This is a genomic window from Uliginosibacterium sangjuense, assembly GCF_059132465.1.
The window spans coordinates 3886904-3907544 of sequence record NZ_CP101132.1; the positions used below are offsets into that span (position 1 = coordinate 3886904).

At 65.2% G+C, this 20641-nt stretch carries 26 protein-coding genes; 11 read left to right on the top strand and 15 right to left on the bottom strand.

Going from position 1 to position 20641, the window contains the following annotated elements; all coding sequences use genetic code 11:
- Nucleotides 1-4 precede the first annotated feature (4 nt).
- The 3 genes from NMB43_RS17900 to NMB43_RS17910 all read left to right on the top strand — a co-directional run bounded on the left by NMB43_RS17900 (nt 5) and on the right by NMB43_RS17910 (nt 1360).
- On the top strand, nt 5-460 hold the full coding sequence (locus NMB43_RS17900) for a hypothetical protein (RefSeq protein ID WP_494349524.1): 456 nt from the start codon (nt 5-7) through the stop codon (nt 458-460).
- Nucleotides 461-551: 91 nt separating this feature from the next.
- A complete protein-coding gene (locus tag NMB43_RS17905) occupies nt 552-875 on the top strand; it encodes a (2Fe-2S) ferredoxin domain-containing protein (RefSeq protein WP_494349525.1) in 324 nt (107 codons plus the stop codon).
- Nucleotides 872-1360: a hypothetical protein gene (locus NMB43_RS17910; RefSeq protein WP_494349526.1), complete on the top strand. Its 489-nt coding sequence runs from the start codon at nt 872-874 to the stop codon at nt 1358-1360. The genes NMB43_RS17905 and NMB43_RS17910 overlap by 4 nt, the downstream gene beginning before the upstream one ends.
- Nucleotides 1361-1395: 35 nt before the next feature.
- On the opposite strand, the gene modD is transcribed toward NMB43_RS17910, so the two are convergent.
- The gene (modD, locus tag NMB43_RS17915; RefSeq protein WP_494349527.1) at nt 1396-2247 is read right to left on the bottom strand and encodes a ModD protein; all 852 of its coding nucleotides are present in this window, start codon (nt 2245-2247) and stop codon (nt 1396-1398) included.
- Nucleotides 2248-2327: 80 nt separating this feature from the next.
- Between modD and NMB43_RS17920 the strand changes: the two genes are divergently transcribed.
- Both NMB43_RS17920 and NMB43_RS17925 read left to right on the top strand, forming a co-directional pair.
- A complete protein-coding gene (locus NMB43_RS17920; protein ID WP_494349528.1) occupies nt 2328-2693 on the top strand; it encodes a hypothetical protein in 366 nt (121 codons plus the stop codon).
- 104 nt (nt 2694-2797) lie between these two features.
- Nucleotides 2798-3400 carry an HD-GYP domain-containing protein gene (locus NMB43_RS17925; RefSeq protein ID WP_494349529.1) on the top strand — a complete coding sequence of 201 codons (603 nt, stop codon included), beginning with the start codon at nt 2798-2800 and terminating at the stop codon, nt 3398-3400.
- Between the two features lie 32 nt (nt 3401-3432).
- On the opposite strand, the gene NMB43_RS17930 is transcribed toward NMB43_RS17925, so the two are convergent.
- Entirely contained in the window at nt 3433-3894 is a 462-nt protein-coding gene (locus NMB43_RS17930) for a flagellar protein FlhE (protein WP_494349530.1), read from the bottom strand.
- Nucleotides 3895-3968: 74 nt separating this feature from the next.
- On the opposite strand from NMB43_RS17930, the gene NMB43_RS17935 reads away from it, so the two are divergent.
- Nucleotides 3969-4208, top strand: a complete 240-nt coding sequence (locus NMB43_RS17935; protein WP_494349531.1) for an FmdB family zinc ribbon protein — start codon at nt 3969-3971, stop codon at nt 4206-4208.
- 6 nt (nt 4209-4214) lie between these two features.
- On the opposite strand, the gene NMB43_RS17940 is transcribed toward NMB43_RS17935, so the two are convergent.
- From NMB43_RS17940 to NMB43_RS17980, 9 genes are all read right to left on the bottom strand, one after another.
- On the bottom strand, nt 4215-5237 hold the full coding sequence (locus NMB43_RS17940) for an FUSC family protein (RefSeq protein ID WP_494349532.1): 1023 nt from the start codon (nt 5235-5237) through the stop codon (nt 4215-4217).
- A 67-nt stretch (nt 5238-5304) separates the two neighbouring features.
- Nucleotides 5305-5961 (bottom strand): nitrogen fixation protein NifQ, encoded by a 657-nt coding sequence (locus NMB43_RS17945; protein ID WP_494349533.1) that lies wholly within the window; start codon nt 5959-5961, stop codon nt 5305-5307.
- Nucleotides 5962-6046: 85 nt separating this feature from the next.
- A complete protein-coding gene (gene fdxB, locus NMB43_RS17950; protein ID WP_494349534.1) occupies nt 6047-6352 on the bottom strand; it encodes a ferredoxin III, nif-specific in 306 nt (101 codons plus the stop codon).
- 198 nt (nt 6353-6550) lie between these two features.
- Nucleotides 6551-6748: a CCE_0567 family metalloprotein gene (locus NMB43_RS17955; protein WP_494349535.1), complete on the bottom strand. Its 198-nt coding sequence runs from the start codon at nt 6746-6748 to the stop codon at nt 6551-6553.
- 213 nt (nt 6749-6961) lie between these two features.
- Nucleotides 6962-7438 (bottom strand): NifX-associated nitrogen fixation protein, encoded by a 477-nt coding sequence (locus NMB43_RS17960; RefSeq protein WP_494349536.1) that lies wholly within the window; start codon nt 7436-7438, stop codon nt 6962-6964.
- A 39-nt stretch (nt 7439-7477) separates the two neighbouring features.
- Nucleotides 7478-7879: a nitrogen fixation protein NifX gene (gene nifX, locus NMB43_RS17965; protein ID WP_494349537.1), complete on the bottom strand. Its 402-nt coding sequence runs from the start codon at nt 7877-7879 to the stop codon at nt 7478-7480.
- 9 nt (nt 7880-7888) lie between these two features.
- Nucleotides 7889-9319 carry a nitrogenase iron-molybdenum cofactor biosynthesis protein NifN gene (nifN, locus tag NMB43_RS17970; RefSeq protein ID WP_494349538.1) on the bottom strand — a complete coding sequence of 477 codons (1431 nt, stop codon included), beginning with the start codon at nt 9317-9319 and terminating at the stop codon, nt 7889-7891.
- A gap of 237 nt (nt 9320-9556) precedes the next feature.
- Complete coding sequence (gene nifE / locus NMB43_RS17975; protein ID WP_494349539.1) at nt 9557-10972, bottom strand: nitrogenase iron-molybdenum cofactor biosynthesis protein NifE; 1416 nt, start codon at nt 10970-10972, stop codon at nt 9557-9559.
- A gap of 286 nt (nt 10973-11258) precedes the next feature.
- Nucleotides 11259-11576, bottom strand: coding sequence for a hypothetical protein (locus NMB43_RS17980; RefSeq protein ID WP_494349540.1), 318 nt, complete (start codon nt 11574-11576; stop codon nt 11259-11261).
- 294 nt (nt 11577-11870) lie between these two features.
- Between NMB43_RS17980 and NMB43_RS17985 the strand changes: the two genes are divergently transcribed.
- The 5 genes from NMB43_RS17985 to NMB43_RS18005 all read left to right on the top strand — a co-directional run bounded on the left by NMB43_RS17985 (nt 11871) and on the right by NMB43_RS18005 (nt 15504).
- Nucleotides 11871-12296: a response regulator gene (locus tag NMB43_RS17985; RefSeq protein WP_494349541.1), complete on the top strand. Its 426-nt coding sequence runs from the start codon at nt 11871-11873 to the stop codon at nt 12294-12296.
- The gene (locus tag NMB43_RS17990) at nt 12296-12706 is read left to right on the top strand and encodes a nuclear transport factor 2 family protein (RefSeq protein WP_494349542.1); all 411 of its coding nucleotides are present in this window, start codon (nt 12296-12298) and stop codon (nt 12704-12706) included. Before NMB43_RS17985 ends, NMB43_RS17990 begins: the two co-directional genes overlap by 1 nt.
- An 11-nt stretch (nt 12707-12717) precedes the next feature.
- On the top strand, nt 12718-14436 hold the full coding sequence (locus tag NMB43_RS17995; RefSeq protein WP_494349543.1) for an AAA family ATPase: 1719 nt from the start codon (nt 12718-12720) through the stop codon (nt 14434-14436).
- A gap of 27 nt (nt 14437-14463) precedes the next feature.
- Nucleotides 14464-15015, top strand: coding sequence for a flavodoxin (locus tag NMB43_RS18000; protein ID WP_494349544.1), 552 nt, complete (start codon nt 14464-14466; stop codon nt 15013-15015).
- A gap of 174 nt (nt 15016-15189) precedes the next feature.
- Nucleotides 15190-15504 (top strand): Rieske 2Fe-2S domain-containing protein, encoded by a 315-nt coding sequence (locus tag NMB43_RS18005; protein ID WP_494349545.1) that lies wholly within the window; start codon nt 15190-15192, stop codon nt 15502-15504.
- Nucleotides 15505-15818: 314 nt separating this feature from the next.
- Here NMB43_RS18005 and NMB43_RS18010 read toward each other — a convergent pair whose 3' ends face one another.
- The 4 genes from NMB43_RS18010 to NMB43_RS18025 form a co-directional block, all read right to left on the bottom strand.
- The gene (locus NMB43_RS18010) at nt 15819-16910 is read right to left on the bottom strand and encodes a Fic family protein (RefSeq protein WP_494349546.1); all 1092 of its coding nucleotides are present in this window, start codon (nt 16908-16910) and stop codon (nt 15819-15821) included.
- Between the two features lie 141 nt (nt 16911-17051).
- Complete coding sequence (locus NMB43_RS18015; RefSeq protein ID WP_494349547.1) at nt 17052-18713, bottom strand: ABC-F family ATP-binding cassette domain-containing protein; 1662 nt, start codon at nt 18711-18713, stop codon at nt 17052-17054.
- A 161-nt stretch (nt 18714-18874) separates the two neighbouring features.
- A complete protein-coding gene (locus tag NMB43_RS18020) occupies nt 18875-19636 on the bottom strand; it encodes a YkgJ family cysteine cluster protein (RefSeq protein WP_494349548.1) in 762 nt (253 codons plus the stop codon).
- Between the two features lie 46 nt (nt 19637-19682).
- Complete coding sequence (locus NMB43_RS18025) at nt 19683-19988, bottom strand: hypothetical protein (RefSeq protein ID WP_494349549.1); 306 nt, start codon at nt 19986-19988, stop codon at nt 19683-19685.
- Between the last annotated feature and the right edge of the window lie 653 nt (nt 19989-20641).

Here is a 20641-nt window from a genome sequence, read left to right on the forward strand (position 1 = left end):
CACGATGGACGAGAGCGACCGTTTTCTCGCCAACGTGATCGTGTTGGAGGAAGAGGCAGCCAAGCACTACACGCGCCTGGCGCAGGTCGCGCTCGACGCCGGCGACGACGAGCTGGAAGGCTTCTTCCAGAGCCTGGCCGAGACTTCACGCCTGGACGCGCAGGAAGCCCGCGCCGACGGCGTGATGCGCAGCGACGCGACCCTCAGCGTGCCACCGATCGGCGACTGCCTGCTGGCGATGCCAAAGAACGCGGTGCGCGCCGGCACGGCCCGCCTGCTGGGCGTGCATTGTGCGATGTCCTGCGCGCTGAGCCTGGTACGGCGCAGTCACGCCTACTACGCCGGCGTGGCCGCGGCCGCCCCCGATACCACGCTGCGCCAGATGGCCGCCAGCTTCGCGCGCGAACGCGCCGCCCACATCGCCGCCATGGAGGCCTGGGTGGTCCGCCTCACGCACTGAATGACACGAACATAGCCGGCCAAGCGCTCAGCCGATCACTCACCGCAGCGCGCGCCGGCACCCTGACTTCCCTTCCCCCCGGAGAAGCATCATGCCCAAGCCCCTCAAACACGTCTTCGTCTGCTCCCAGGCCCGCCCGCCGGGTCATCCACGCGGCTCCTGCCAGCAAAAGGGCGGCAGCGAAGTGCTGCAAGCCTTCTGGGCCGAACTGCAGAAACGCAATTGCTGGGACAAGGTGGCGATCACCTACTCCGGCTGTCTGGGGCCCTGTGACAACGGCACCAATGTGCTGGTCTATCCGGACAGCGTGCTCTACAACGGCGTCACCGCAGCCGACGTGGTCGAGATCTTCGACTCGCACCTGCTGGGCGGCGAGCCGGTGGCGCGCCTCAAGGCGCCGGAGAGTCTCTGGTGAACCTGTTCACCGGCGAATCCTCCGACGAGTTTTTCGGCGGCGAGGTGCCGCCGCTGGTACGCCGCCTGCTCGACGAAGCGCGCGGCACCCAGCCGAACGAGATGGAGGCCTTGCTGTGGACAGCACATGCCAGCGCGCCAGACTGCCTGCCGGTCTACTACCTGCTGTACAAGTTCCACGCCAGCAAGCGCCAGTTCGACCAGGCGGAGAAGGCGGCCACGCGCGGCATCGCGGCCGCCGCGCGGCTGGCCGGGCTGCCCGCGGACTGGCGCGAGGTGGGCGCCGGCCATGCCGACTTCGCGGCGACCGGCCCGGCGCGCTTCTGGCTGTTCAGCCTCAAGGCCCTGGCATTCATCTACCTGCGCTCACGACGCAGCGAGGCAGCGCGCGAGCTGATCACCAAGCTCGGTGAGCTGGACCCCGATCACGGCCTGGGCGGCGAAGTCATCGCGGCCCTGCTGGAAGGCGCCGAACGCAAGCAGTGAGCCCGCCGCCCATGCGACCGGCCCGGCCATCCGCATCAAGCTGCAGGCACCAGACTCACCGCCACATCGCGTGGTTTGGCGAAATACGCCGCGCTGCTGACCAGGATGTCGGCACCTGCACGAGCCCAGGCCTCGGCGTTGTCCACGTTCACCCCGCCAGCCACGGCGAGCAGCGGATGGCCGCCGACCGGCACGCGTGCGCGCAGGCGTGCAAGGATCTCGGGCGTGAGCTTCTCGAGTTGCAACACATCGGCCCCTGCTTCAATCCAGGCCAGCGCTTCGGTTTCACCATCCACCTCCACCGCCACCGGCCGCTCGGGCCAGGCGGCACGCAGGCGCTGCACCATCTCGGCCGGCGTGTACTCGGGCAAAAAGGCACGATGCTCGCGGAACACCAGCACGGTCTCCGACAGGCTCAGGCGATGCGGCGTGGCACCAGCGCACAACACAGCCTTGACGGCCGCCGTCTTGGTACCGGGGAAGTGCTTGCGGGTGCACACCAGTCGCGTGGCGGGGTTGCCACGCGCCGCCGCCTCGCGCATCTCGACCACCGCGCTGGCGATGCCGGACAGGTATTCCATCAGGGTCTGCGCGGTCTTCCACACACGGTGCAAGGCACCCGCCTCGCCCGCCAGCGTGAGGATCAACTCGCCCGCCTGCAGGTGGCTGCCCGAGGGGCGCAGTTCGCCGACCTGGTGCAGGCCGCGCAGCTCGCCCATGCGCGCCGCCTCCTCGCTACCGCACAGGCACATGGCATAACGCGCGCGGAATTCCATGCGTCCCGCCATGCCGGGAATGCCCAAGGCCTGGGTAGTGGCGTCACCGCAGGGGGCGTCGGCCTGCAACAGGGCTTCAATATCGGGATCGGGCAAGCGGTAGGGATTCATGACTCTCCAGGCGGGCATCGTTCTTGCTGATGTCGATGTATATCTGACTTTATAGCGAAATCACACAAAGGCCACACAACATGGAACGTTTTGTCGAAAGCTGGCGCACGCGACTGCCGGTGGAGCTGCTGGACATGGTGGTCGCGCCGAGCCACATCGAATCCTTTCATGACGACAGCGTACCCGCATCGAAATGGCGCGGCTATGACGTGCAGGGGCAATTGTGTTACTACCACCACACCTACACGCTGTGGGATGAACGCATCGACGCCGAGGACGAGACCTACCTGCGCCAGATCGAGGCCGAATCGCTGGAGGCCTGGCGTTGTGCCGACGGCATGTGGCTGCGCCGCCTGCAGCGCATGGGGACGCCCGGGCACTGCAATCGCAAGGACCACGACCGCGGTTTCGAGCTGGTGCATGCGCGCGAAATCCCGCGCTTGTAGGCGCCGTCACAAGCTGCAACACGCAGCGATAGCCGGCCACTTCGGAATCTGCCTACACTGCAAGCAATCGTCGCTCGACGACATGGGTGCAAGAGGATGGCTGCATGGGTATGCAAGATGGACTGGTCGACACGCTGTATCGCTACACCCAGGCCATCTCGGTCGCACTGGGGCATCGTGACCATGAGACCCGCCTGCACTCCGAGCGCGTGAGCGCGCTGTCGATGGCGCTCGGTGAGCGCTGCGGCCTGTCAGCGCACGAACTGGGCATCCTGCACATCTGCGCCTCGCTGCACGACGTGGGCAAGATCGGCATCCGCGACGCGATTCTCTCCAAGCCAGGCCCGTTCAGCGAAGCCGAGCGGCGCGAGATGAACCGCCACTCCGAGATCGGTGAGGACATCATCCTCGCCACCGGCATCGACGGCTCGGCCGAGGCGGCGCGCGCGATCCGCCACCATCATGAGCATTTCGACGGCAGCGGTTACCCCGACCGACTGGCTGGCGAAGCGATTCCGCTGGCGTCACGCATCATCAGCCTGACCGACAGCTACGACGCCATGGCGGTGACCCGCGCCTACCATCGACAGCGCAGCCATGACGAGATCATGCAGGTGCTGACCCAGGAGCTGGGCAGCAAGCATGACCCCGAGCTGTTTCCGCTGTTCTGCGAGGTCATTGCGCACAGCCCGCTGCGCGCGACCTGAATCACGCAGAGCAGTCAGGCCGATGCGGCGGGCTATGGCGCCGTGCCGCCCCAGCTCACGATCACCCGCGCCAGGCGCCCGGGCAGGGGCGTCAGCGCACCCTTGCCCGGTGCCACGGCACGAAAGTAAAAAGCCTGCGCGGCCGCCGCGCCAGCGAAGAAATCGGTACGACCTTCACGCGCGCCGGAGACATCGAGGCAGCGCCCACCGAGTTGGCACAACTGCACCCGCAGCGCGACACCCGGCGCGCCATAGTCCCAGCGATAGACGAGCTGCGTGATGCGCGCGCCGCCCGGGGGCCGCGCGCCCACCACGGGCAGCAGGGTCTCCACCGCGAGTTGACGGCGCGTGATCGTACTCATCACCGCCTCGCTGCTGTAGGCATGGGCAGCGACCTCCCCGGCCCGTGACTCCTCGGCCCTAGTGGTCCCGGCCAGCGCGGCCACGCCAAGCCCGCCGGCACAAGCGCCGATCCACGCCAGTACACGCCTCATCCCCGCCCTCCACTACCAAGCAGGCATCCATCTTGCAGTGACACTGGCAAGACCCGCGTCCAGGAGGACAGACGATGCCTTTGTTCGACTTCCATTGTCAGGATTGTGACAAGACCACCGAACTGCTGGTTCGCGCGAGCGACACGCCGACCTGCCCGGCCTGCGGCAGCAGCAAGCTCGAAAAACTGGTGTCCTTGCCGGCCGCGCCCGGCAAGAGCAAGGAGATCATCCGCCGCGCCCGCGCCGCCGCCGCGAAGGAAGGCCACTTCAGCAATTTCTCGGCCGGCGAGCGCAAGAAGATTCTCAGCACCTGAACAGCTTCAAGCCTCGCGCGAGGCGATGCGCTGCCACAGGGCGCCGGCCAGGCCTGCGACCGCGCAGCCCAGCAGCGTGTCGAGTACGCGGAACTCGATCGAGAACACGGCGCCGCTCCCCGTGAGACCCAGCAAACCCAGCAGCATGAACAGCAGCAGGGTGTTGTTGAAGACCAGCCAGGGCATGCCACTGACCAGTGCCAGGGGCAGCGCCGCAAGACACAGGCTGGCCACCCCGCCATACACCGCCGGAGAGCCCGCCACGAGGAACAGCAGATAGGCCAGCAGGGCCGCCGCCAGCACGCCGCACAGGCGCTGCCACAACAGGACCAGGGTGCGCCCATGGTCTGGCCGCAGCACGAACAGTGTGGCAGTGCCCGCCACCGCCGGGCTCAGCAGCGCCAGTTGCAGGGCCAGCGCCATGCTGGTTGCCACCGCGCCCGCCAGCAGCAGACCAAAACCCAGGCCGATGAAGCGCCCGCCGCGACCAGCGCGCCAGTCGGCCCGCCAGGACGGCGCCTGCGCCACGGGAAAGGGATTGTGCAGGGCGGGCGCCAACAGCAGGCTCAGCAGCATGGCCCACGCCGCGCCAGCCAGGGCATAGGGCAACAGGGACATGGGCAACAGCATCGGCAGCTTGCCAACCAGGTAGCCCAGGCCCAGATTGCGCAGCTTGATCTCCAGCACGATGCCGGCGTTGAACGCCGCCCCCAGCGCGCTGAAACCCAGCAACAAACCAGCCCACCACAGCAGGGGCGAGACCGCGCTGGCAGCATAGCCGGCGACCGCGCCCAGGGTGACGGTCAGCACGCCGAGGAGCATGTGCTCCAGGCGATGCCAGCGATTCCGTCCGGTGTCCATGAGCAAGGCGATGAACACGCCCAGACCAAACAAGGCTGCAGCGGACGAGGCCCCGTGCCCGCACAGCCACAGCAGGGGCGGCACGAAGACGAGCAGCGCCAGCCACGCGCGGCTGCGCTGCCAGGGACGAACTGCGGGTATCAGGGAAGCGAACAGAGGGTGCGCCATGCCGCGCACTGTGAAGCAGGACGGGTGGAAAGGCCAGCGCGTCCTCAGTCCTCCGCACCAGGATTTTTCACACCTCCGACCCGAAGCACAGTTTGTAGTCAGCGCATACGCCGCAACTGGGCGCTTTGCAGATGCGGATTTCGGCGCGTTCGCAGAGCTGCTTGTAGAGGAACTTCTTCCACTTCATGTCCTGCCGGTTGCGCACCGCGATACCGTTGAAGAAACCGTAGAAGAGATCGGACAGGACCTGACGCGAAGGCAGGTTCATGTCCTGCCACAGGTGGTCCTCTCCGAGGCAGGCGGTGGCGATGGCATGGGCCAGCCAGGTGCTGTCCTCGTCTTCCACTGTCCGGTGTTCGACAAGCATGTCGACGAGATCCGACAACTCCAGGGCTTCCTCGAAGCCAGCGGGGTTGCTCAGGGTGTCCCATGCACAGGGCAGGTGCAGTTCCGCACCGGGAAAGTGAGTGGCCAGCAGGCGCCGGACCGCCCCCGCCTCCAGCCCGAACAAGGGCAGGTAGCCAAACCCACGGCGCGCCCAGCTACCCGCCAGCACGCCGGCCAACGCGATGCTGACGCCGTAGGCCGGACGGGCCGCCCGCCCCATCAGTGCATCGCGCAAGGCCTCGACCGAGGGGGGCGCGGAACGGCCGGGCAGGCGCTCGAAGGAGAGCGGGCCGGGCAGGGCCTCGCTCAGGGAATAGGCATGTGCAGGTGTCGCCATGGCTGTCTCCCGTAGTTGCGGCATGGGTGCACTCAAGCATCAAGCGTTCCCGCCGACGCTGAGCACCACCCGTGGCCTCAAACCGCTACACGTTTGCCGGGGCGTGCGTGTAGCACTTCTTGGGGCAGACCTTGGAGCAGGCCTGGCAGCCGATGCAGTTGTCGTGGCGCGCAATGGTCATGACCTTCTTCTCGTACTCATCGTCGTCATCCCCTTCGGGATCGACGGTGATCAGCTCACCGTCTTCGGTCATGCCTGCCAGCGCCAGCACGTCGTTGGCGCACACCTTGACGCAGCGCGCGCAGCCGATGCATTTCTCCTGATCCAGCTCGGCCACGAAGTGTGGGGTCCAGACTTGGCCGCTGGGCAGGGTGATGGAATAGACACTCATTGTTGTGACTCCACGAAAAACGCCACACCGGCATGGGGGCAATGTCCCGGCATCCGGCCGGACTCCGGTGCTGGCGTTCCGGAATCCGGCCGGCCCCGGAAGGACCCGGCGCTGGCGGTACTACGACAAGCAGGTGACCACGGCGACCCAATGAGGAGGGGGAGGCCGCCGCGGTCGAAAAACGGGACCGTGTCGCACTCAGGCGGTCGCGGCGGCGAGTTCCTTGCGCGCCGCCATCAGCGACTTGTGCGCGTCATAGGCAATCTGCGCCACCTCCAGGATCTTTTCCCAGTTGGTCGGCAACTCCTCGGACAAGTCATGCAGATCCATCTTGGCCTGCGTGGCCTGGGCGTTGAGCTTCTTCACTTTCGTCTTGAGGGTGTCGAGGTCTTCCACTTCTCTTCTCCATCTAAGCTTGCATCCGCCTGCGCGGATACGCGACTGACGCGTGGGCACACCGTGCCCACCCTACAACTCCCCTCCCCCGAGAACGGGGGAGGGGCTGGGGGAGAGGGCGACCGGAAATCTCACGCGTCGCCTCTCCCTCTCCCAGCCCTGCGGGCCACCCTCTCCCGCATGCGGGAGAGGGGAATACAGTGGCTCCGCCGATTAGCCGTAAGTCGCGACTTCCCGGTACTTCTCGACCATGCCGACACCTTCATCGACGTACTTGCCGCCGGCCTCGGCCAGCTTGGCGAGGGTGGGGAAGCCGAAGCGGTGGGCGTCACGCAACTGCTTGTTCACCGCGATCAGGCGGCCGGCGATCAGTACCTGGCGGCCGAAGCCCTCGTGCGACATCTTCATCATCGGGGTCACCATGACCTTGGTGGCACGCTCGATGGCGAGGCCCACCGCGCTGAAGAAGATCTCGATGCGCCACAGCGTCTCGGGGTCGGGGTCGCCCATGATGGGCAGCGCGCGGCGCGCCTCGGCGGTCAGGATGTAGGGCTCCAGCAACTGGGCATCGCTCTTGCGGTCCCAGGTGCCGTGCGTGTCCTGCGCACGCCATTGCTTGACCAGCTCTTTCATGAAGGGCGTGTCCAGCGCGGCCGCATCTTCGGCCGTCAGTTCCAGTGTTTCAGCCACGATTCCGCTCCTTGTTCATGTGTGCTCTCTTCTGCTCTCTCAAACTTCGTCTTCGAAATCCAGCTCGCGCGCCTCGTCCTTGGTCAGGGCCTTGCGCAACCAGGGGGGCGGTGTACCTTTGAGCACCTCCTGCAGCTTCTCCAGGATGTCCAGGATGGGCTCGGGCTGGCTTACCTTGATCGGGTGAATCTTGCTGGCGACCACGCGCGCCGCGGCCGAACCACCGATGGCCGCGACATACACGATGGCTACGTCGGCGATCGCCTCCAGCTTGGGGGCCAGCTTGTCCTCGTCACCGTCTTCATCGAGCTTGCCGCCGAAGTCGAAGGTTTCGAGATAGCTGTAGCCGTCCTTGCTGACGTCATACACCGCGATGTGCTTGGCCCAGCCGAAGTGGGCGTCGACCCGCTGCTTGTCCTGTGTGGCAAAGGCGATCTTCATGATCTGCTCCTAGGAAAATTGAATTTCCGACTGTTCGGTCGGGGCGCTGCCGCCACAACCGCATCCGGTTCCACAGCCGCTCTCGCCCTTGGCGGCAGCCAGGCTTTCGGCCGGCAGCGGCCAGTCCTGCGGAATGGCGACATGTTCGGCTTCGAGGAAGGTGTTGGCCCACAGGGTGATCAGCTCGCGCGTGCCGCGATAACCCACCAGGCAGACATGCGAGGCCCCCAGGCGGTCGAACATCGGCAGGCCGGTGCGCAGCAGCGGGATGCCCAGGCGCGCCGCACCCTGACGGCCGTGCGAATGGGTCACGAAGACCTCGGCACCCGTGGCCTTGGCGCGCGTCTCCAGGTCTTCCAGGTCGCCGATCAGCACCTCTTCACACGGCATGCCCGCCAGTACGGCGGATTGCGTGGTGGTCACGGCAGCCGTGACCTGGGCGCCCATCTCGTAGGCCGTCATTCCAAGCGCATACAGCAGATCGGGCTCGGCGCCGATGGCGAACTTCTTGCCGCCAACCCAGAAGTGGGCGTCGAGCATGGCGTCCTGTAACTGGCCGCGCTGGCGACGGTACTTGGTGGCGACGGGCTGGCCGGACACTTCGGTGAGATAAGCCATGAGCTCGTCCACCGCACCCAGACCAGTGAGCCGGTCGAACACGCGGAATGGCACGCCGGCCTTGTCTTCCAGTGCGGTAGCCGCGGCCGTCATCTGGGTACCGACCGCAATCGTGGCGATCGAGGCGCCCATGCTCTTGAGCTCGGCCAGCGTGGTACCGCCCAGCGTGGTCGGCGTGAAGTTCTCAGGGATGTGGCCGTCGAGCGAGCCGGAGATGTCCGGCAGCACGATGGCCTTGAGGCCGAAGGAGGCGATGATCTCGCGCAGCTCGTCGATGTCCGCCGGGGTCAGATGACTGCCCGGCAGCAGATTGACCTGCTTGGTCTCCTTGAGTGCCGAGGGCTGGGCGAAGGCCTCGACCAGCGCCAGCACCGCACGCCCCCAGCCATCTTCCAGCGCGCCCACGTAGTCCGGCGTCGACACGTAGACGATCTGCGTGCCTTCCAGCGTCTCGTCGTGCTTGGCGCGGATGCGCTTCAAATAACCATCAACATCGTCGCCCTTGGTCTCGGTGAGCCCGGTCGAGGCAATCGCAATGACAGAGGGGTTCGCCCGCTTCTTGATGTTGAGTACCGCCTGCTCGATGTTCTCGAAGCCACCGAGGATGGTGCTGACCTCGTTCATCGCAGTGGTCTGCAGCGGGATCGCCTCCTTGAAGTGGCGCACCAGCAGCACCAGGCCGAAGGAGGTGCAGCCCTGCGATCCGTGCATCATGGGCATGCAGTTGTCCAGGCCCATGAAGGCGTAGCAGGCCCCCAGCGGCTGGCTCATCTTGAGCGGATTGACCGCGCAGGCTTTCTTGGATTCGAGGACGCTAGCCACGGCGGCCTCCCCTGCCTGCGTGAAACCCCTCCCACCCTCCCCTTGTCAGGGGAGGAGCACACCAAGACGCGCCACCGTACGCCCCCCTGACAAGGGGGGTCGGGGGGGTTGCTCTGCTGCGACACAAGAGGAACAGCTCCTGAGCTGCGCGCAGGTACAGAAAACCCAAACTGGCCACCGCGAGGCAATAGCCAATGGCAAAAGCGAAACCAATATCGGTATCCATCACCGCCTCCCTCACGCCGCCTGCTCGATCGCAGGCGCGACCGCCACTTCCCACGGCGCCGGCCGCCGTACCTGTTCCCAGATCGGGTTGTAGAGCGCCTTGTCGATCTCTTCGACCAGCTTCACCATGCCTTCGTAACCGGCATAGGCGTGGTGCCGCTCCTGGTTGATGTCGAGCCAGGGCATCTTGGCCTTGAGCGCGATGAACTGGCTGCGCCCGCCAGAGAGCATGATGTCTGCCTGCGCGTCCTTGAGCATCTTGTACATCTCGCGCGGGGTCATGTCGTCGATCATGTGGGCGTCCTGACCCATCAACTCCATGATCTTTTCCTTGTCTTCCTTGGTCGACTTCTTGACGCTGGTGCCGACCACTTCGAGCCCGGCTTCCTGCAGCGCGGCGACCACCGACCAGCTCTTCACCCCGCCGGTAATGAGCAGCACCTTCTTGCCTTCGAGGCGCGGGCGGTAGCTCGCAATCCGCTCCCAGGCGCGCTTCTCCTCGATGGCGATCAGCGCCTCGGTGCGCTCACGCAGATCTTCCGGCGCGCCCTTCTGGATCAGCAGGCGGGCGATCTCGCGCAGGGTCTCGCTCATGTCGCCGATGCCGTAGAAGCTGCCCTCGAAGAAGGGGATGTCGTAGCGCTCTTCCATCTTGCGCGCGATGTTGATCATCGACTTCGAGCACACCATCATCGAAGCCTTGGCGCGATGGCTGTAGGCCACCTCCTTGTAGCGCCCGTCGCCCGAGATGCACGATAGGATGCGCACCCCCAAGGCATCGAGCAGCGGCTTGATCTGCCACAGCTCACCGGACAGGTTGTACTCGCCGATGATGTTGATGTCGTAGGGCGTGGTGTACTCCGGCTCTTCGGTGCCGATCACGTAATCGAGCAGCGCTTCGGCGCCGAGCTTGTTGCCGAGATTCTTGGGGCCGACGAAGCCGGGCGAGTTCACCGGGATCACCGGCGTGCCGAACTTCTCGGTGGCCTTCTTGCACACCGCCTCGATGTCGTCGCCGATCAGCGCGGTCACGCAGGTCTGGTAGACGAAGACGGCCGGCGGGTTGTACTTCTCCACGATTTCCTTGACCGACTTGAACAGACGCTTCTCGCCGCCGTAGATGACGTCGAGTTCGTTAATGTCGGTGGTGAAGCCCGTGCGGTACAGCGTGGCACCGCTGGAGAAGGAGGTGCGGTTGTCCCAGGAGTTGCCCTCGCAGGCGATGGGCCCATGCACGAGGTGCGCCACATCGACGATGGGCTGCAGCGCGATCTTGGCGCCGTCGAACGCGCAACCACCCGCGGCCGCACCGGGCGAGAGCTGCTTGGTGCAGCCCTTCTTCTTTTCCTTGGCGGATTTGTTCTGGTTGTGCTCGCAGGCCGGTTCTTCGAACACGTCCTGGATCTTGGCGGAAACTCGCGCATCCATGATTCACCATCCTCTCTGTCGCGCTGGCACCCTGCATCAGCAGGATTGGTGCCACTCGCTGCGATGCCGCATGGCGGCTTGGTTTCCGGGTTTGCTCACGACACCCCGTGGCAGCTTTGTCGGGGCGGGTTTGTCGGGATTGGAGGGGCTCAACCCGACGTGAGGAAGCGCTAGAAAAATGGAGTGGAGCGAAGCGAAACGGTTCTGGCTAGGCGCGCCGACGAAGACAGTACAAGTGGTACGGCAAGGAGGCGCAACAACGCCAGAACCATTTTTCTAGCGCTTCCTACTCGATGCCTTCCATCTTGGCGCGATAGAACATCGCCTCGCGCAAGCGACGGTCGATGGCCTGCGGTGAGAGGTCGATGGCGCGCTTCTCGGCGAACATCGCGTCCTGCGCCTTGGTCGCCTCTTCCGCGGTCAGCGGCAGGCGGCCAGCCATGTGGGTGGCGCCGGGCAGCGCCTGCAGAATCGCCTGACGGTTCGGGTGCTCCGCCACCTGGATCAATTCCTTCGCTTCGAAGCGGCCGTCCAGACAGATCGCGCCGTCGATCACTTCCACGCGGCGGCCATCCTGGGTGCTCTTGATGAATGTCGTAGCCATATCGTTCTCCTGGGGGGCTGAGGACGGAACGAACAGCACCTAGCAGCTAGCGTGCCGCTCGGCTGCGACGCCTCGCCCAGCCGCCCATGCGCGGCGACAAGGCGGGCCCGCTGCGCACACGCGCATTCGCCGCAGCGCGACAAACGCGACACGCCTCCAACAAAGACGACGGAGCGATGACGCACCCACCTCGCAGCCATGCGGCTTCCCGCGAAGCGGAACGAAGCTTGCTGAACGCCTCTGGCAAAGACGAGCGCCTGCCCCCAAGGCGTCTCGCAGACAGAGAGGTGCCCCATGCAGATTGGTGTGGATAGCCAGCGCGCGGTCGAGAACCGGCGCGTGTTCGTCATCGACAACGACGATGTGGTCAGCGCGGGCCTGCAGTTCATGCTGGCCGACGAGATGGAGACGCATGTCTTCGCCACCCCCGATGAAGCCATTGCCAAGGCGGCCGGCTGGCCGCCCGAGCTGGCCCTGCTGGGCGCCAGCGTGCTGGAAGCGGAAGGGGCCGGCGTGGTGACGCGCCTGCGTGAAGCGCTGCCGGAGCTGCGCATCCTGATCGTCTGCTTCGACGCCGACGAACCGGTGGTGAAAGAGGCCTTGGCGCTGGGCGCCAACAGCACCCTGCTGCGGCCACTGAAGCTGGAGAACGTGCGCCGCAAGGTCGACACCCAACTGGGCCGCCGCGCCTCGCTCGCCATTCCGGTGGTCGTGCGCTGATGAGCCGTGAAGCCGTGCTGTTCGCCAATGAAGCCTTCTACCGCGCCTTTGCCGACCGCGACCTGGCGGCCATGGACGCGGTGTGGCTTGGCGAAGGTTCGGTGGCCTGCATCCACCCCGGCTGGCCGGCGCTGCATGAACGCGGCGAGATCATGCAGACCTGGGCGCGCATCTTCGCCAACCCGGAAAACCACCCGCCGACCGAAGTGCGCGGCCTGCGCTGCGTGATGATGGGCGACGCCGCCTTCGTCATCTGCTACGAGGTCTTCGGCGAGGGCGCACTGATCGCCACCAACCTGTTCCGTCGCGTCGGTGCGCGCTGGCTGATGGTCCACCACCAGGCCAGCCCGACCAGCAGCTTGCCGCAGGCCAGTGACGATGAAGACGCGGAAGAGCGCGTACTGAACTGAGGGCGCACACGATGAAGCTGATGATCGAACGCAAGTACGCCGAGGCGCTGATCGCGCGCTTCCCCGACCTGCAGCCCCTGGCCGAGCAACTGCGTTTTTCGGAGCGGGTGGAGATCGGCGTCCAGCAGCTTTCGGGCGAAGCCCTGGGTGCCCTCGGGCAGCTCTACAGCGAGGGCGGCCCGGCCCTGCAGGCGCGCGCCACCCACCTGGCCACCTTGCGCGCGGCGCTGGCCGACGAAGGCCCGCGCTTTGCCGCCGGCGAGCTGGAGGCTGTGGTCCCCGCCATAGCCCGCTACCTCGCACGCGACGCACTGCGCGGCTGGCTGTTCTCGGCCAACCAGACCACGCGCCCCCTGCCCTATGTCGTCACCCGCCTGGACTACACCCCGCCCTCGAACGACGAAACCGGCAAGGTCTTCATCGAACTCAAGGCCAATGCCAAGGCCACGCTGGCGACCCAGGTGATCCGCATCTACGCGAGTGACGCCGCCGGCAAGACGGTGGGCGAGCTGTTTCTCGCCAAGGGCTTCCTGAAGGAAACGCCTGCGCTGATCGCCGAGTATGACCGCATGGTCGAGCGCTACTACGAGTGGCGCGGTCGCTACGGCGAACAGTTCTCCGGTCAGGGCATCGGCTTCTACGCCGAAGACCCCAACGCCTCGCACCGCGACACCGACTGGTCGCGCAAGGACCAGATCGTGCTCTCCGCCAGCGGCGGAAAGGCCCGTCTGGTCAATGACGAAGGCATTCTCAGCTCGCGCACGCTGACGCTGGACGCCCCGGGCGACATCCTCGGCCCCTACCTGCGCCGGGCCGCCAAGAGCAACCGCTACGAAAACGAAGACGAGGTCGCGGCCGAACAGGCGGCGCTGCCCGCCGGCCTGTTCTCGCAACTGCCGATCCACCCCTTCGTGCTGATGTTCCACCTCGATCTGCACCACTACCTGTGGGTGCACGTCGAGGACATTGAGCCCTATGCCTACCAGCCCGACCTGAAGCAGAAGCTGGTGCTGCCCCCCGAGCAGACTGACCTGATCGACATCCTCACCGCCGAGATGGACGTGCTGATGGACGACATCGTGGCCGGCAAGTCGGGCGGCACCACGGTGCTGTGTGCCGGGCCACCCGGCGTGGGCAAGACCCTCACCGCCGAGGTGTACTCCGAGATCATCCGCCGCCCCTTGTACCGCGTGCACTCGGGTCAGCTCGGGCTCAACGTGGCCGCGATGGAAGGCGCGTTGAAGGATGTGCTGACCCGCGCGCAGCGCTGGGGCGCGGTGATGCTGATCGACGAGGCCGACGTGTACATCAAGCGGCGCGATGACGACATGACCATGAACGCGGTGGTCGGCGTCTTCCTGCGCGTGCTGGAGTACTTCAACGGCCTGCTGTTCCTGACCACCAACCGCGTCGACGACATCGACGAGGCCATCGTGTCGCGCTGCATCGCACTCATCAAATACGTGCCGCCGGACGAAGCCGCGCGCGCGCGCATCTGGCGCGTGATGGCCGACCAGTTCGGCCTGGCGCTGGACGACAGCCTGCTCGCCACCCTGGCCACGCTGTTCCCGCAGTCCAGCGGGCGCGACATCAAGGGGCTGGCCAAGCTCGTCGCCAAGTACTGCCAACACAAACACTGCGCACCCACGCTGGAGGTGTTCCGGCGCTGCGCCATCTTCCGCGGCCTCGACCAGGACGCGGCCGGACTTTCAGAACCCCTCGCGGCCTAAGGCCGCCCAACTTCAGGAGAACACATCATGGCCCGCATCGGCATCTTCTTCGGCACCAACAGCGGCAGCACGCGCAAGATCGCCAAGCAGATCAAGAAGCGCTTCGACGACGACACCATGGCCGACCCGGTCAACATCAACAAGGCCACGGTGGAAGACCTGCTCAAGTACGACTACCTGATCGTCGGCACCCCCACCCTGGGCGACGGCCTGCTGCCTGGCATCGAAGCCGAGTGCGACGAAGAGAGCTGGGCCGAGGCGATCGAGAAGTTCAAGGGCGCGAGCTTCGCCGGCAAGACGGTGGCCATCTTCGGCCTCGGCGACCAGGAAACCTACGCCCATGAATTCGTCGACGGCATGATCCACCTCTACGACTTCTTCAAGGGCGCCGGCGCCAAGATCGTTGGCGCCTGGCCCACCGACGGCTACAGCTTCGACGTGTCGCAAGCCGTCATCGACGGCAAGTTCGTCGGCCTGGCGCTGGACAACGACACCCAGCCTGACCAGAACGCCGAACGCCTGGACGGCTGGCTCAAGCTGATTGCGCCAGAGTTCGGCCTGGTGCTGGACCCCGCCTAAGAAGCCGTAACAAAATGGTTCTGACGTTGTTGCGCCTCCTTGCCGTACTACCTGTACTGTCTGCGTCGGCGCGCCTAGCCAGAACCGTTTCGCTACGCTTCACTCCATTTTGTTACGGCTTCTAAGTCACATCAGTATCGTGACGGTCGGCCCCGCCGGCCGTCACCCACCACCATGACCTGGACCACCCTCTGCAAGAAATCCCTGCTCTCCCCCGGCGAGGCCGTGCCCTGTCGCGCCGACGGGCAGGAGATCATCATCCTGTGGCCAGAGGGCGGCCGCCCACGCGCCTTCGACGCACGCTGCCCGCACGAGGATGTGTCGCTCAACAAAGGTATCTTTAACGGCAACACCCTGATCTGCGCGGCGCACGGCTGGGTATTCGATGGGCATACTGGGGAAGGGCTTTCCCCGACCGGCTGCGAGCTTGCCGAGTACCCAATCCGGGTGAATGGGGAGATGCTGGAGGTGGAGCTGGACGAGACGTAGGGCGGAAATCCGCAGGAGGTTCCGCCATGGGCCTTCAACGAAGGCAAGATGCCACCTGACGGTGGCCAGCGGAACCGCTTTGCGTTCCGCCCTACGCGCTGGACAGTGAGGACGAACAGTAGGGAGCTCAGAAGTCCGGTAGGGTGGGCTCGGCGAGCCCACGCGCTTAGAAACACGCCCGATCACATTCCGCGTGGGCACACCGTGCCCATTACCCTACGTATAACAGCCGAGCCTCGCTCAGCCTCAAGCCGCAACCAGCAGTAGTTGAACCAGCCGTGCTTGCTCCATGACTGCCGGCGACTGCAGCGCCATCACTCTTCGCCTTGCGTCAGCAGACGCACCAGCGGGGTGTTGATGAAATAGATGTGCTTGCCCTGCGCGAACTCCTGCACGATACCTTCCGCCGCAAGTTGCTTCAGATACTTGGCCGCCGTCTGGCGCGTCACGCCCAGATCGTGCTGCACGAATTCGATGCGCGTATAGGGATGGCGGAACAGGTTGTTCAATAGATCCTGCGAGTACAGCTTCGGCAACTGTTGCCGGAAACGCTGCTTGGTGCTGGCCATCAGTTCCCGCATGCCCTCCACCAGTACCACCGTGGCCTGCGCCGTTTCTGCCACCGCCTGCAGCATGAACATCAGCCACTCCTGCCAGCGTCCCTCGTCACGCACGGCCTGCAGCAGACGGTAATAGTCCGTCTTGTGCTTATTGATGAAGCGCGACAGGTACAGCACCGGCGCTTCCAACAAGCCCGCCTTGCTCAGGTAGAGCACGCACACGATCCGCCCAATCCGGCCGTTGCCATCGCTGAAGGGATGGATGCTTTCGAACTGGTGATGGATCAGCGCCATCTTCAGCAGAGCATCCAGTCCATCGTCCTCGGTGTTGATGAAGCGCTCCAGCGCATCCATGTGCTGCAGGATGCTGGCCGTTTCTTGAGGGGGCACGAATACGGTCTGCCCCGTTCTGTCGTTCTTGAGCACGGTACCGGGTGCCTGACGAAACGTTTCCGCACTGTTTTTCAGCATCTGGAACAGACCGATCAACAGGCTATTGGTCAGCAAACCCTGCTGCTTGCGCATCTGTTCATAGCCATACATCAGGGCTTCGCGATAACGCGATACCTCCTTGGCCGCCGGCGACACCCATGGCGCGACCAGTTGCGAGTCCGCCTGGAACAGTTCGTCCTGCGTGGTGACAAAGCTCTCGATCTCCGAGCTGGCCTTGGCCTCCTGCAGCGACAAGGTGCTCACCAGAATCCCCTGATTCGGGATGCTCTTGGCACACCCCTTCAGCTCCGCTAGGTGCCGATGTGCCAGCGCGAGTGCCTTCAGCAGCGGCGGCGCATCGAAGTCGATGCCGGAGGGTGGCAGGTCCGGTATGACATAGCTCGGTTTTAACATGAGCGACTTGTCGTGTTAAAGAAAACGCCTATTTTTAACACAACAACCGCGGTAAGTTAAAAGATCAGCGTTTCGTACACGGTACGCGTGGGCACACCGTGCCCACCCAAAGAATGACTGCCAGCCAAGCCTCGCGCCGCCTCAAGCCGCCGCCTGTTCCCGCATGCGACGAGCTTCTTCGAGCAGGAATTTCTGGTAGTCGTCCAGGTCGCCGTCGTAGGGCTCGACGCTGCCGCGGGTGACCAGCCAGAACTCGTCGCACACGGCGCGCAGCAGGGCGCGGTCGTGGCTGACCAGCATCACCGTGCCTTCGAACTCGTTGAGCGCCACGCCCAGTGCTTCGCGGGTGGCGAGGTCGAGGTGGTTGGTGGGTTCGTCGAGCAGCAGCAGGTTGGGGCGTTGCCACACGATCATGCACAGCACCAGGCGTGCCTTCTCGCCGCCACTCATGGTGCCGACGGCCTGGTGCACCATGTCGCCGCTGAAGTTGAAGGTGCCGAGGAAGGTGCGCAGAGATTGCTCGGTGCCGCTCTGGCCCGGTGCGCGCAGGTGGTACGGAGTGTCCTTGGCCAGGCGAGTCATGTGCAGCAGCGGTGACGCCGCCGGGTCGAGCACGTCCAGTTCTTGCTGCGCGAAGTAGCCGATGTTGAGGCCCTTGCCTTCACTGACTTCACCGGCGATGGGCGCCAGCGCATGCGCCACGGTCTTGACCAGCGTGGACTTGCCCTGGCCGTTGGCGCCGAGGATGCCGATCCGCTGCCCTGCCAGCACCGAGCGGTTGATGCCGCGCACGATCACCGTGGGCGGCGTGCCCTCCGGCGCGTCGGCCGGCGGCGGGTAGCCGAAGCTCGCATCCAGCATCGAGAGCATCGGGTTCGGGACATTGAGCGGCTCCTTGAATTCGAAGTTGAACTCCGCGTCGGCCAGCACCGGGGCGATCTTCTCCATGCGCTCCAGCGCCTTGACCCGGCTCTGCGCCTGCTTGGCCTTGGAGGCCTTGGCTTTGAAACGGTCGATGAACTTCTGCAGGTGGGCGATCTTGTCGGCCTGCTTGGCCATGGCGGCCTGCTGCAGCACGAGCTGCTCGGCGCGCATGTCTTCGAACTTGCTGTAGTTGCCGCCGTAGCGCACGAGCTTGGCGTTGTCGACGTGCACCGTCACCTGGGTCACCGCGTCGAGGAACTCGCGGTCGTGGCTGATCACCACCAGGGTGCCGGGGTAGCGCTTGAGCCAGGCTTCCAGCCAGACCAGTGCGTCGAGGTCCAGGTGGTTGGTGGGCTCGTCGAGCAGGAGCAGATCGGACGGGCACATCAGTGCGCGCGCCAGTTGCAGGCGCATGCGCCAGCCGCCCGAGAAACTGTTGACCGGCTCGGCGAGCTGGGCGCTCGAAAAGCCCAGCCCCAGAATCAACGCCTGCGCGCGCGACGCCGCGTCATGCTCACCCACGTCGTGCAGGTCCATGTAGGCATGTGCCATGCGCATGCCATCGTCGCTGGCCTCGGCAGCCGCCACCTCGGCCCGCGCCGCCATCAGCACGGTATCGCCCTCGATCACGAAATCGGTCGCGCTCTGCTCGGTCTCCGGCATGTCTTGCGCGACCTGCCCCATGCGCCAGGCGGCAGGAATGGAGAATTCGCCGCTGTCCTCATGCAGCGTGCCGTTCAGGAGACCGAAGAAGGAGGACTTGCCAGCGCCATTGCGACCCACCAGGCCAATCTTCTCGCCCGGGGTGAAGGTGACGGATGCGCGGTCGAGCACGACCTTGACGCCACGGCGCAAGGTGACATTACGGACGGAAATCATGGGGGATCACTTCCAGGGGGAGCGGCATGATAGCCGTCCGGGCATGAAGGACGTGTTTAATTTGGTCTCTTGGCCAAGGTGCTTCGCCGGGCTCCCCGCCCAGCACCATGCCGGGTACGAGAAGCGATGGGGTGTCGCCGAACCCACCCGACAGACCGGCCTCAGCCGAAAGCGGGAGAGTGCGCGGTCAGGCGCTTGATCTGCTCGAAGCCCTCCGCCATCTCGGCTGGACTCAGCTCGTGCACGCTCGCCGCCGCGAAGAGATCTTCCCCGCCCAGGTAGCGGGCTTCGGCCTCGGGCTCGGAGAGCGCGATGCGCAGGCTGTGGTTGAGCTCGTAGTTGGCCCAGCCAAGCCCCGCGTCGCGCAAAGCGGACTGCAAGGCGTTCTGCACCAGGCTGCGTGCGTCGCGATGGGCCACCGAGTAGGGCACGCTGTCAGCGCGGCCGGCTGCTGCCTGCACGCAGGCGCGCCTGGAGTGGGAGGCATGTCCACGACAGGCCAATGGGCGCACCGGGTAGATGACACAGGCGCCGCGCTCGATGAAGGGGCAGCGGTGACGCAAGGCCACGCGCTCGCCCTCATCGAGATCACGCGTCAGGCCATCGGCTTCGAGCAAACGCCGGACGAGGCGCACGCATACGTCGGGGGACTCGCGCTCGCGCAAGTGGCGGGCGACGCGCAACACTTCGGGCGCGGTGGCAGTGACACGCAGGCTGCAACAAGTGGCGCAGCCTTTGTGACAGGCCAGCGGTGCGGCACCGTGGCAGGTGGCAGCGACGCGCGCCTCAAACTGTGAATCGGCGTGGTCGAACAGGGTTTCGGACAGACGTCCGCTGGACAGGTCTCGCTGCAAGGTCGCAGAAAATGCAGCGTAGCGATCCTTGAAGAAGTGCAGGGTGTCGCGGCGTGCCGGTTCATCCATACGGCATTCTTCCCTGAGCTGGGTCCTGGGCGACGGCCGATCCCGCTCAGCCCATGTGTCGGTTGTGGAAACTGTACTTGTCGAGCGAAGCAATCGCCTCCGCTTCGCTGAACGGCGCGTCGAACTGCCACACTTCATGGTGCGCCCCGTTCGATAGCAGCGGTTCGCAGTACGACAACACGTGCACCGTCTGCCCGCTCTTGGGGGAGACGTAGCAATAGTGCTGCACGCTGCTGCGCCCCTTCACCCCCAGCGGCCAGCTCACCATGGGAAGCTCTTCCAGCGCCAGGCCTGCGTCCTGCATGACGGAAGCGAAGCTCTTGGGACCAAGAATGTCGTGACTGATCAGCATGGCTCACCTCCTGCCTCGGAATCACACCTGTTTGCCCATGCCGGCGCAGGGGACTGGAGAATCCATCGCTCACGGGCACGCATTCATCACCACTGCGCAACGATTTTCAACGTCACTGGATTCCCGCTTTCGCGGGAATGACGGCAAGTACCCGCGGCCGTGATCTCAGCAATCCAGGCCGTAACGAGCGCTCTTTACCGGACCGGGGACTTACCCTCTCCCGGCCTTCGGCCACCCTCTCCCGCCTGCGGGAGAGGGGTTCAATCAAGCCTACTTTCACCCGCACAAACGCCCCGATAAGCAGTCGCCGTTGCGAGCGACACGAGGTCGAAGCGAGGAGCGGAGCTGTACCGGGAGGTCAGAGCGCACCGGAACTTCGAAATCTGACCACGCAGCCACAACAATTTACGTACTGCGTCTTTCACTCATCCAACCCTCCGATAAGGCAGTCGCCGTCGCGAGCGGCCCGTGGTCAAGGCTAGCCAGACTGGAGACTTACCCTCTCCCGGTCTGCTGCCACCCTCTCCCCCCTGCCGGCGGGGGTTCCAACAAGCCTTCTTTTAACCTACACAAACGCTCCGATAAGGCAGTCGCCGTAGCGAGCGGCCCGAGGTCGATCTGAGGAGCGGAGCTGTACTGGAGTACAGCGAGCA

Bases quoted from the DNA above. Each gene is read 5' to 3' on its own strand.
- NMB43_RS17935 (WP_494349531.1), top strand. From the start codon at position 3,969: ATGCCTTTGTTCGACTTCCATTGTCAGGATTGTGACAAGACCACCGAA.
- NMB43_RS17900 (WP_494349524.1), top strand. From the start codon at position 5: ATGGACGAGAGCGACCGTTTTCTCGCCAACGTGATCGTGTTGGAGGAA.
- NMB43_RS18000 (WP_494349544.1), top strand. From the start codon at position 14,464: ATGGCCCGCATCGGCATCTTCTTCGGCACCAACAGCGGCAGCACGCGC.
- NMB43_RS17985 (WP_494349541.1), top strand. From the start codon at position 11,871: ATGCAGATTGGTGTGGATAGCCAGCGCGCGGTCGAGAACCGGCGCGTG.
- nifE (WP_494349539.1), bottom strand. From the start codon at position 10,972: ATGGATGCGCGAGTTTCCGCCAAGATCCAGGACGTGTTCGAAGAACCG.
- NMB43_RS18010 (WP_494349546.1), bottom strand. From the start codon at position 16,910: ATGTTAAAACCGAGCTATGTCATACCGGACCTGCCACCCTCCGGCATC.
- NMB43_RS17990 (WP_494349542.1), top strand. From the start codon at position 12,296: ATGAGCCGTGAAGCCGTGCTGTTCGCCAATGAAGCCTTCTACCGCGCC.
- NMB43_RS17925 (WP_494349529.1), top strand. From the start codon at position 2,798: ATGGGTATGCAAGATGGACTGGTCGACACGCTGTATCGCTACACCCAG.
- NMB43_RS17905 (WP_494349525.1), top strand. From the start codon at position 552: ATGCCCAAGCCCCTCAAACACGTCTTCGTCTGCTCCCAGGCCCGCCCG.
- nifX (WP_494349537.1), bottom strand. From the start codon at position 7,879: ATGAAGATCGCCTTTGCCACACAGGACAAGCAGCGGGTCGACGCCCAC.
- NMB43_RS17930 (WP_494349530.1), bottom strand. From the start codon at position 3,894: ATGAGGCGTGTACTGGCGTGGATCGGCGCTTGTGCCGGCGGGCTTGGC.
- NMB43_RS17940 (WP_494349532.1), bottom strand. From the start codon at position 5,237: ATGGCGCACCCTCTGTTCGCTTCCCTGATACCCGCAGTTCGTCCCTGG.
- NMB43_RS17995 (WP_494349543.1), top strand. From the start codon at position 12,718: ATGAAGCTGATGATCGAACGCAAGTACGCCGAGGCGCTGATCGCGCGC.
- NMB43_RS17945 (WP_494349533.1), bottom strand. From the start codon at position 5,961: ATGGCGACACCTGCACATGCCTATTCCCTGAGCGAGGCCCTGCCCGGC.
- NMB43_RS17920 (WP_494349528.1), top strand. From the start codon at position 2,328: ATGGAACGTTTTGTCGAAAGCTGGCGCACGCGACTGCCGGTGGAGCTG.
- fdxB (WP_494349534.1), bottom strand. From the start codon at position 6,352: ATGAGTGTCTATTCCATCACCCTGCCCAGCGGCCAAGTCTGGACCCCA.
- NMB43_RS18020 (WP_494349548.1), bottom strand. From the start codon at position 19,636: ATGGATGAACCGGCACGCCGCGACACCCTGCACTTCTTCAAGGATCGC.
- modD (WP_494349527.1), bottom strand. From the start codon at position 2,247: ATGAATCCCTACCGCTTGCCCGATCCCGATATTGAAGCCCTGTTGCAG.
- NMB43_RS18015 (WP_494349547.1), bottom strand. From the start codon at position 18,713: ATGATTTCCGTCCGTAATGTCACCTTGCGCCGTGGCGTCAAGGTCGTG.
- NMB43_RS18005 (WP_494349545.1), top strand. From the start codon at position 15,190: ATGACCTGGACCACCCTCTGCAAGAAATCCCTGCTCTCCCCCGGCGAG.
- NMB43_RS18025 (WP_494349549.1), bottom strand. From the start codon at position 19,988: ATGCTGATCAGTCACGACATTCTTGGTCCCAAGAGCTTCGCTTCCGTC.
- NMB43_RS17980 (WP_494349540.1), bottom strand. From the start codon at position 11,576: ATGGCTACGACATTCATCAAGAGCACCCAGGATGGCCGCCGCGTGGAA.